This is a genomic window from Rhodanobacter terrae (assembly GCF_042657005.1).
GTDB lineage: Bacteria > Pseudomonadota > Gammaproteobacteria > Xanthomonadales > Rhodanobacteraceae > Rhodanobacter > Rhodanobacter terrae.
This window is the reverse complement of sequence record NZ_JBHSNG010000050.1, coordinates 1-9313: the sequence shown is the minus strand read 5'-3', so window position 1 is coordinate 9313 and position 9313 is coordinate 1. Positions and strand designations below refer to the sequence as shown.

The 9313-nt window shown below is 61.5% G+C and carries 6 protein-coding genes; 3 read left to right on the top strand and 3 right to left on the bottom strand.

Translation table 11 applies throughout. The features are described from left to right. The coding region (locus ACFPPB_RS19890; protein ID WP_377330333.1) for an IS1595 family transposase at positions 1–357 on the top strand (357 nt) is incomplete at its 5' end. A gap of 276 nt (positions 358–633) precedes the next feature. Here ACFPPB_RS19890 and ACFPPB_RS19885 read toward each other — a convergent pair. Both ACFPPB_RS19885 and ACFPPB_RS19880 read right to left on the bottom strand, forming a co-directional pair. Next, positions 634–2214, bottom strand: a complete 1581-nt coding sequence (locus tag ACFPPB_RS19885; RefSeq protein WP_377330331.1) for a GH39 family glycosyl hydrolase — start codon at positions 2212–2214, stop codon at positions 634–636. A 684-nt stretch (positions 2215–2898) separates the two neighbouring features. Beyond that, positions 2899–5355: a TonB-dependent receptor plug domain-containing protein gene (locus ACFPPB_RS19880; RefSeq protein ID WP_377330329.1), complete on the bottom strand. Its 2457-nt coding sequence runs from the start codon at positions 5353–5355 to the stop codon at positions 2899–2901. A 1179-nt stretch (positions 5356–6534) separates the two neighbouring features. Here ACFPPB_RS19880 and ACFPPB_RS19875 point away from each other — a divergent pair. Together ACFPPB_RS19875 and ACFPPB_RS19870 are read left to right on the top strand one after the other, a co-directional pair. Beyond that, a complete protein-coding gene (locus tag ACFPPB_RS19875; protein ID WP_377330327.1) occupies positions 6535–7332 on the top strand; it encodes a hypothetical protein in 798 nt (265 codons plus the stop codon). Positions 7333–7372: 40 nt separating this feature from the next. Further along, positions 7373–8473: an alpha/beta hydrolase gene (locus ACFPPB_RS19870; RefSeq protein WP_377330325.1), complete on the top strand. Its 1101-nt coding sequence runs from the start codon at positions 7373–7375 to the stop codon at positions 8471–8473. Here ACFPPB_RS19870 and ACFPPB_RS19865 read toward each other — a convergent pair. Further along, entirely contained in the window at positions 8406–8777 is a 372-nt protein-coding gene (locus ACFPPB_RS19865; protein WP_377330335.1) for an XAC0095 family protein, read from the bottom strand. The two genes, ACFPPB_RS19870 and ACFPPB_RS19865, sit on opposite strands and share 68 nt — an antisense overlap. Positions 8778–9313: the final 536 nt, after the last annotated feature.

Below are 9313 nucleotides of genomic sequence, written 5' to 3'. Positions count from 1 at the left end.
GCCGCGTGGGCCCAACGCCATCTGGCGCCGGGCACGGCGGTCGTCACCGACGGGCTGAAGTGTTTTCCGGGCGTGACCGATGCCGATTGCACGCATACCGCCATCCCCACCGGCGGCGGCGTCCCCGATCTGGGGCATCCCATTTTCGCGTGGGTCAATACGATGCTGGGTAACGTCAAAAACGCGCTGCATGGCACCTACCATGCGCTACGTCCGAAGTACCTGCAGCGCTATTTATCCGAGTTCTGCTACCGCTTCAACCGTCGCTTCGACTTGGCTGCTCTGGTGTCGCGCCTCATCGTCGCCGCGGCGCGGACGCCGCCGCTGAGTTATCGGCTCGCAACGTTGGATGCGTAATGTGGGGAATCAGGAAAAGAAAAGGAAGCCCAGATGGAAGCGCACCCGAGGCGAGTTGATGTAGTGCATTAGACCCACTCGTATTGCCAGGTGCCTGCAGTCACTCTCGGGAAATAGGCTTGAAAGGTGAAGCTCGCGACCGGCAGCAACGGGTCGGTTTCTGCCGGCCGACGCTGGCCTTCGGCTGATCATGCTGGTCGGCGCCTGGTCAGCGCCGATCGGTCGCGTAATGCGATCGCTCCGGTGCACGCATGCCCCGATTGCTATGCCGAATCTTTAGTGCTGAAGCGGTGCCTTCTTCACGACGACGAGCACGACGTCGTTGGTCCGCATCGGAATGCGCAGGGTGGCGGCACCTGTCGGGCCGATGGTCAGCTGGCGCACCTCAGGAATGTCCCGGGTCGCGTCCTGAAGTTTTCGCAGCTGCTCCGTGTTCAGTGTTGCCGGCGAGCCCATGCGCAAGTAAGCCGTATAGGCGTCGTTGGCGTCGAAGCCGGTGCGGTGGATCTCGACCCGGTACGTGCCCGGGCGCAGGTGTTTCAGGTCGACGCTCACCGGCGGAGCGGAACCGGCGGGCAGAACCTTGGTGTAGAAGTCGCGGTCGGTCTTGTCCTGCCGGGGCGTGACGAAATCCCAGACGAGGGCTTTGAGCACGCCGTCGTCCCACGTCGCGAGGCTCTGCGTGTCCGTGGTCTTCAGTTCGGTCTGGCCCAGCGCGTTGAGGTACTTATAGGCGAAGTAGGCCGGCTTGCGGATGCCTTCAGGCGTCATCAGGCCGAAACCGCCCTGAAACGGTGCGGTCGGCGGGCCGGGCTCTTCGAACAGGTCGCTGAAGGTCCAATAGCTCATGCCCTGGGCCAGGCCTTCGCTGGCCTTGAGCTTGGCGAGGATGTAGGCGGCGCTCACGTACGAGTCGTGCACCGCGTCGCGCGGGGTATAGCTGGTGCTCCATTCGGTGATGTAGAGCGGCAGCGCCGGCCGGGGTGACGCCTGGATCTGCGCGCGCACCCGGCGCACGTCGCCAACGATCGCATCGGGCGAAGGCGAGAGCTTGGTGTCGGCCTTGCCGTCCTGGTCGAGGAAGCCGCCGTCCACGCCGTAGGTATGCGTGGTGATGAAATCCAGCGGCGCCCGCACCCGCGCGACGTGGGCGATGAACGCCGGAATCCACGCGGCACCTGCGGTGGCCGGGCCGCCGACCCGCAGCTTCGGATCGATGCGCTTGATGGTGCGCGCGGTGACATCGTAGAGGTGGAAATAGGCCGCCTGGTCGGCGTCCTGCCAGAAGCCGGCCAGATTCGGCTCGTTCCAGACTTCGAAATACCAGCTGCGGATTTCCCGCCTGCCGTAGCGCTGTTCCAGGTGGCGTACGAAAGCAGCGACCAGCCCGGTCCATCTATCCATCTGCGGATGCGAGGTGTTGCCCTTCCAGAAGAAGATGTGCTGGTCCGAGGTCTTCATCGCTTCGGGGGTGAACCCCAGTTCGACGAATGGCCGCACACCCATGGCGAGGAGGTGGTCGTAGAGGTAGTCGATCCTGGTCCAGTCGTAGACCGGCTTGCCTTGCACCTCGCGGTAGGTTCCGAGTACGTCGTGGAAGATGGCGTGGAAACGGACGTAGCGGAAGCCCAGTTCCTGGCGTTGGGTGCCCAGCTGCGCGAGGCTGTCGGCGCGGATCAGCGTTCCTGGATAGTCCGAGCCTACCGACAGATTGAAAAAGCGATCGAGCGACGCCTTCGGGCCGTGCACATCGACGTCGATGTGACGGACGGGCTGCTCGGCGCGGGTCGTGGGCACAAGGCCGCCCACCAAACAGGCCAGCGCCAAGGTGAATGGCCATGCGCGCCACGTCTTCATGCCTGATGCCCCGCCGTTGAACCGTATGGAAACCTACCACCGCGGTGCCGTTCGTCGCTTCCGGCCAAGCACAGGAAAGCAGAAATTGTCGAGCCGATACGAATTTTCGCAAAGCAATTTCGATAGACCGGATACAACAGGGCACGGGCTCGCAAGTAGGCCTTGCTCGTGCCCACCATCCATTGCACTTATGTTCGGTGGCGATCGCCTCCGGCGGGCCAAAGCTGACTTTCCTATTGTGCGCGGCATAACCAAGACGGCTGAAGCAACCAAAGGGAAAGCGCGCGCCGCGATTTCACAACAGGAAAGCATTTTCCAGGTCCGCCTCGCGTCCTGGTGAAACGGCTTTTCCGGACGTAGTTAGTCGTTACGGAGGTCTGATTTTCCGCGCTGCTCTTTTTGCCATCGAGCAGGATGGCACCAGTTCCGTTCCGTGGGGAACGCTAGTGTCCACCCGTAATCTTGAACCGGCGAAAACTCCTGACGGTACACATTCGTAATGCCCGCTTTCCATGCTGAACTGCCGCCCTGGCAATGTGCTTTGGCCATCCGTTCGCGGGCGATCACGGCCAGTCCCGGCTTACGATGTGGAGCCGGCCGCGATCGTTGCCGCCCCCAACCCGGATCGCCTCGGTTGCCGAGGCGATCCGGGTGTGCACCTTCTTTACTGCCTTGCCCGCCGGATCAGAAGCGGTAAGTGACCTTGCCGTACCAGTAGCGGCCGTTGAAGCCGAACGGGGACAGTGAGGAATACTGCAGGCCATCCGGTCGGTCTTCGTACAAGTTGTTGTACGAAGCCTTGGTCGGATACGCGTTGGTGACGTTGTCGGCACCCACGGTGAAGGTCCAGTCGTTCCAGTTGTAGCTCGTGGCCAGGTCCAGCAGCCAGCGGGCGGCGAACGTCTGATCCTGCGAGGCATCCGGCAGATCGCCCAGTCGGGTGATGGCTCCGTACCGCGTCACGTTGGCATGCACGTCGAAATGGTGGAACAGCCAGTCGCCGGCCACCACGAACTTGGTGCGCGGCGTAGAGTCGGTAAGCAGGCCCTGGCTGTCGCGACCGAACGCAGGCGTGCTCACTTCCAGGACCTTGGTGTGGTTGTAGTTGCCGCTGACCGTGAGATTCAGCTTGCCGAGACCGGAAAGATCCATCCGGTAGTTGCCGATCAGATCCACGCCGCGGGTGCGCGTGGTGCCGGCATTGACGAAGAACTGCGCAGCGCCGACTTCGCCGTTGGCCGGCGTCGGTACGACCGTAAGCTGGTCGGTGTACAGAACCTGATGCCAGATGCGGATCTGGTAAGTATCCAACGTGGCGCTGAAGTCATTGGTCGGTTGCCATACCGCGCCCAGACCATAGTTGCTGGATTTTTCCGGCGTCAGCGGCTTGGCGCCGAGGGCGATGGCGACCGGCGAGGATGTGCGGAACGTACCCACCTGGGTCAGCACGCCATCCTGCAGCAGGGTCACCACGGACTGGTAGTTCTGCTGGGCCAGCGAGGGGGCACGGAAGCCGTTGGACACCGTGCCGCGCAAGGCGAAGGTGTCGGTAAGCTGGTACCGCATCGAAATCTTGCCCGAACGGGTCGAGCCGGCATCGCTGTAATTTTCATAGCGCGCGGCTACGCCGGCCGAAAGCTTGTCGCTGATGTCGGACTCCAGGTCCACGTAGGCGGCATAGCTGTTGCGGCCGAAGCTGCCGGCTTCCGACGGGGCAATGCCTGGGTACACCTGTGAACCGCCCGGGTAAGGCGTGCCCGACGGATTGCTCGGGGTGGCCGAACCGGGAACGATGGTGCTGGGGTCGAAGAAATACGAAGCCGGCTCGCCGGCATTCATGACGTAGCGCTCGTTGCGGTACTCGCCGCCGAACGCCAGGGTTACCGGGTTGGGCAGGAAGCCCCAGCTGAATTCCTTGTTGAGGTCGAGGTTGACCACGCCTTGCTTGTTGCGGAACACGCCGGCATGGAAATAAGTCGGCGAAGAACCCGTTGTGCGATAGAGATTGGTGTTGATGCTGTTCTGGATATCGAACGTCAGGAGATTTTCGCCGTAGTCGGCAGAGAGATCCCAGTGCCAGTTGCCGGCGGTCATGCCCTTCACGCCCAGCACGGCGGCATAGTCGTCGCTGTGGTTGACGATCTGCGGCAGGAAGCCGTTCGGATAGACCTCCTGCACGTTGCGGGTCTGGAACCAGCGGCGCCAGTAGCCGTTGGAGGTGACGTCGCGCCGACCGGCGTTGAGGTAGCCGTAAAGCTCCATGTTCGGCGTCAGCGTGTAGCCGAAATTGATCAAGGCCTGTTTGGTGACCACGGCCGGGTCACCATAGCGCTCATACGGGATCGCGCTGATGGTGGGCGCAATGGTGGTGGAGATATCCGAGTTTTCCGCGCGCTGGGTGTTCATCGCGTTCTGGTAGTTCCACGCCAGCCGTGCCCAGCCGGGCGCCTTGCCGCTGGAGGCATCGCCAAGATCGATGCCCACGGAACCCTGCACGCCATTCTGCGCGCCATCACCCTTGTCCATGATGCCGCCATTGACGGTGATTTCGTTGTTGCCTTTCGCGGCGCCGTGCTTGAGTACCACGTTGATCACGCCGGCGATGGCATCGGAGCCGTACTGGGCGGCCGCGCCGTCGCGCAGCACTTCGATATGGTCGATCGCCGAGATCGGGATGGTGGCAATATCCACCGGTGCCGAGCCACGGCCCACCGCGGTATTGAGATAGTTCACCAGCGCGCTGGTGTGATAGCGCTTGCCGTCGACCAGCACCAATACATCGTCGGGTGACAGACCGCGCAAGGTGGCCGGGCGGACCGCGTCATTGCCATCGTTGATGGCGGGGCGGGGGAAATCAAGCGAAGGCAGCAAGCTGTTCAGTGCGCTGCCCAGATCGGTGCCGCCACTGGCTTTGATGTCTGCCGGGGTCAGTACATCGATCGGGGAGAGCGATTCGCCCACGGTACGGTCGCTGGCGCGGGTACCGGTCACGATCACTTGTTGCAGCTGTTTGATGTCCTTCTTGTCGGGCGGCGGTGTGGCGTCTTGAGCCCGTGTCATGGTTGCCGCAAGCGCCAGGCTCACGCCTAGCAAAGGCAGCAGGGCGGCAGCCAGCGGGCGCCGCAAGAATCGATCTATCATGATTTTTCCCCAATGCAGTGAATGGACTGACGCAAAATTCCGTTGTCGGAATATTTGAAACTTGCAGCCCCCACCGCAAGATCGCGGAATGTTGATCAACTTCACCCCACGACCATTTGACCCTATTTGAATTGCTGCGCCGCGTCAACGTGGTGACATGTACCGGCCATGATCCTGTCATGTGCGCCCTGACGGCATGGCGAATAATCGATACGGACGAAACAACCCGGAAGCTTTACTGGGGCGCTTTATTTCCCGTGGCGCACGATCAGGATCGCGGCGATGGCCCAAGCATTCGTGTGCTTATCAATAAGACCCAGGGCATTCCTGCTACCGCGAGGTCGGCTGGTTGATCGCCCATTCCAGAGCGACGGCCCTGCGTTTGGTTATGCATCTGGTGCCAATCCAGCAGACCGGATCCATGTACACCGGTTTCATATCGACACGACACGTCACTTGACCAATGGACGCAGCTGCCCACATTGCGGGTTGGAGCGGTACCACGCTGACCGACGGCGCTGCGTGAGATGTATCCTGCGGAACATCTGCTTTCGGCGACATCCACAATTTGGGACTGGCAGTGGTCGACCCATAGCGAATATCGGGCAGCCAGCCTGTCGCATCGACAATTCCGATTTCAGGGGCGAAATCAAGGGCTCGAACATATGAGGAAGGCCACAGCTGCCAACGTTGCATTGTGCTCGACTGCCAGTGGATGGGCGATGTCGTGCCTGGGGCTGTTTGCTCATCTCGGGGACCCGAATCCGAGGCTGCCGCACGAAGTAATAGAGGCGGAAAACCGCTTCTATTGGGTGATCTTCTTTGCAGGAATGATCTTGGTAGTTGGCGCTATGTGGCTGGCTGGATTCGGATACTCGGAAGCCAAGATCAGATCGCTCATTGCAGCGTCAACGACCATCGTTCCGCTTGCAGCGTTTGGAGTTTGGATGGCCATTGGTTCGTAGCGAAATGGGGCTTGCGGACAGTCGCGCAGTTGCGCGCGTGGCGCCAGCACCGTACGTGGGCTCAGGTCTTTTACCCGGCGTCCCTTGGATCGCGACAGATGGACGTTGACCTGTAGCGGAAGTTGCGGACGACCTCAGGTGCAAACCCGCAACTGGTCTTCGTCCGGGCTAGACTAAACGTGACCACCGCCAGGCATCGTCTCGGGAGAAGATCATGAGGTCGGGCTATCGTTTGCGATTGCTATGGAGTGCCGTTATCGCCTGGACAGGCAGCTCATTACTGCCCGTCGCAGCGAACGAGGTTCCGCCCACGCTTTCTGCCCAAGCGGCCATGAATATCGCATTGAAGCTTGCCGCGAAAGCGACGCACAGTCATTCCTATTCCACCGAGGCCATACGTTTTGAACCGTCGACCCGAGAGTGGATGGTCGGCATCGAGGCCTTGGTGGATTCGAACTCTACGAAACGCTTTGTCGCGACGATGAACGAGTCGACCGGTCTGGCCTGCCTTCAGCTCCTGCCGGCGGTTGGCTGCGTTGTCCGGGAAGATATCCATCAGACGGTGGTCGAGGCACGGTTGAAGGCGGAAGCCGAGGTCATGGCCAGGAATTATCCTGCGCCTGACTTGCAGCTCATGGCTGAAACTCTGATCCGGTATCAACGTAGTGCCGATCGGTCTTCGAAGGCCGGTCCGACGCGATCTCGCTATTTCGTGAGTCTCCCATCCCAGGATGCCAAAGGGCTTGTCGATCTGTCTCCCGATATCGTGGCCAGCCTCAAGCGCGATGGCATAGAGACCTACCCTGGAAGTGCCTGGAAGCAAGGCGCCGGGGATGTCGGCCTCGACACGCGGTTTTCAGTCGGCTTGCCCGTGCGTCGCTCCGATGGGAACTACGACGTGCCCTACGGTTATTACTGCAGCCCGCTATGCGCAGGTTGGTTCACGGCCGTCATGAAGCACGATGCGGCAGGCTGGCATGTTGTTTCCACGGTGATGAACGCCATCTCCTGATTCGATCTTTTCCTGCGCTCACCACTATAGGGACGGCATCATGCGAAAGCCGCTGCGGAAGGTTCGACTGACCGGCGTTTGGCTCGTGTTGGCGGCTTGCATCGGCATCGGCTCTCTGCCTGCGCTCGCTGCCGATCTGAAGCCAGGCACTCATGCCGGCACGCTATATGGCGCGCCCTACCGCATCGATATCCCTGCCGGCTGGAACGGCGACCTGGTCATGCTGATGCACGGCTACCAGCCCGCGGGCGCGCCGCGGACGACGCCGATGGCGGCAGCCGACGCCACGCCCGTCTTTCTCAAGCAGGGTTACGCCGTTGCACAGAGCGAATACGCATCGCAAGGCTGGGCTGTGGGCGATGCCATCGTCGATAACGAACGTCTTCGCCAATACTTTATTCGCGCCGTCGCCCGTCCAGCCCATACCTACATTTACGGCTTCTCGCTGGGCGGCCTGGAGGCCGTGGCAAGCATCGAGCGCTACCGGCACGTCTATGCCGGTGCGCTGGTCACGTGCGGCGCGACCGTCTCGACACCCGAACTCATATCGCGCGCCGCAGTCACACCGCTGGTGGCCTTCGATGGCCTGATTCCCGGCGTGCTGCCGAACCTGGACGCTGCCGACTCGCCACCGTTCATCCCTCCGGCCATCTTCGCCAAGGCGCTGCAAACGCACCCGAAGGAGGCCGCGCTGCTGGAAAAGCGTCTGCAGGAAACACCCGAAAGGCTGCCCGGCGCGCTGATGCTCTATTACATGGCGCTGCGTGAACTCGAGCAGCGTGCTGGCGGCATGCCGGTGGACAACCGCGCGACCGTGTACCACGGCTTCGGCGACGACGCCGCCTTCAACCGCCAGGTGCACCGCTATGCCGCCACGCGCGCCGCCATGGCCTATGCTCGCCGCAACGTCACGTTGACTGGCCAAATCGAGGTGCCGCTGGTGATGCAGTGGAACGCCTTCGACCAAACCATCCCCGCGCGATTTCATCCCATCTATCCTGACCAGGTGCGGGCGGCGGGTCATGGCGGGTTGCTGACCGTCCTCGCACCAACGGGCCATGGGCACTGCAACTTCACCGACGCGCAGACCTCCACGGCGTTCCAGGTGCTCGTGCGCAAGACGGGCACCGGAGGGCGTTAAAAGTGGGCGGGGACCATTGCTTCCCGCTGCAGCCAGAACGAGCCTGGCAGCGAGGGCGAACCCTTGCGATCCAGCCACGCTTCGCCGGCCAGAAGCTCTCATGCAAGGCGACGGACGACTCACCGGCCAGGCGATCGAAACATCGGGTCAGCGCCTTGGGCGACAGCTGGAGATCGTCCGCTTCGTCGCTGATGCGCGCGCTGAGATCGGCAAGCAGCCGGATCTCAGCGCGTGTACCGCACAGTTGTTCGTGCGCAGCTTCGGGAAGTTGGTAGTACAGCTCGACAACCTGGTTCTTACCCATGACTGATCCCTCCTTGTGAGCTGCCAAGGGTGAGATCAGGTCTTTTTTTGTCATTACCCGTTGGCCCTGGATCGCAGCAACGCCGTCCATGCAGCCCATGCTGGCGGGGGAACCGGCCATTTGCGTATTGCCAAGCAATTGACCACGCATTGCCATCACAACTGACCACATCCGGCAGGTGAGCTGACCAGTGTCGCCAGGCAGTTGACCATCCGGTTGAAGGTCTCTTGTCGACCCAAAGCGGACATAATGTAGAAGCCCAAGAACCCCATGACGATAGTGATCAAAAAATGACGGAAGTCGACTTGCGCTATTTGGAAGGCCGTGGAGCTATCGGTAAGTGTATACGGGCTCATGCGGGCGGTAGTCCGAACGATCAACAAAAATCGTTCGCTGCCTCATGCCTCTTCCTGATTAGCGTCGAACCTCAGTTGCAAGTCGCATGATGTGCGACGGCAGCGAGGGATGCTGAAGCCATGTTCTCGACGGGAGTGTGAGTCATGGCGATGAATAGGGTGCAGTTTCAGAAAGGTCTG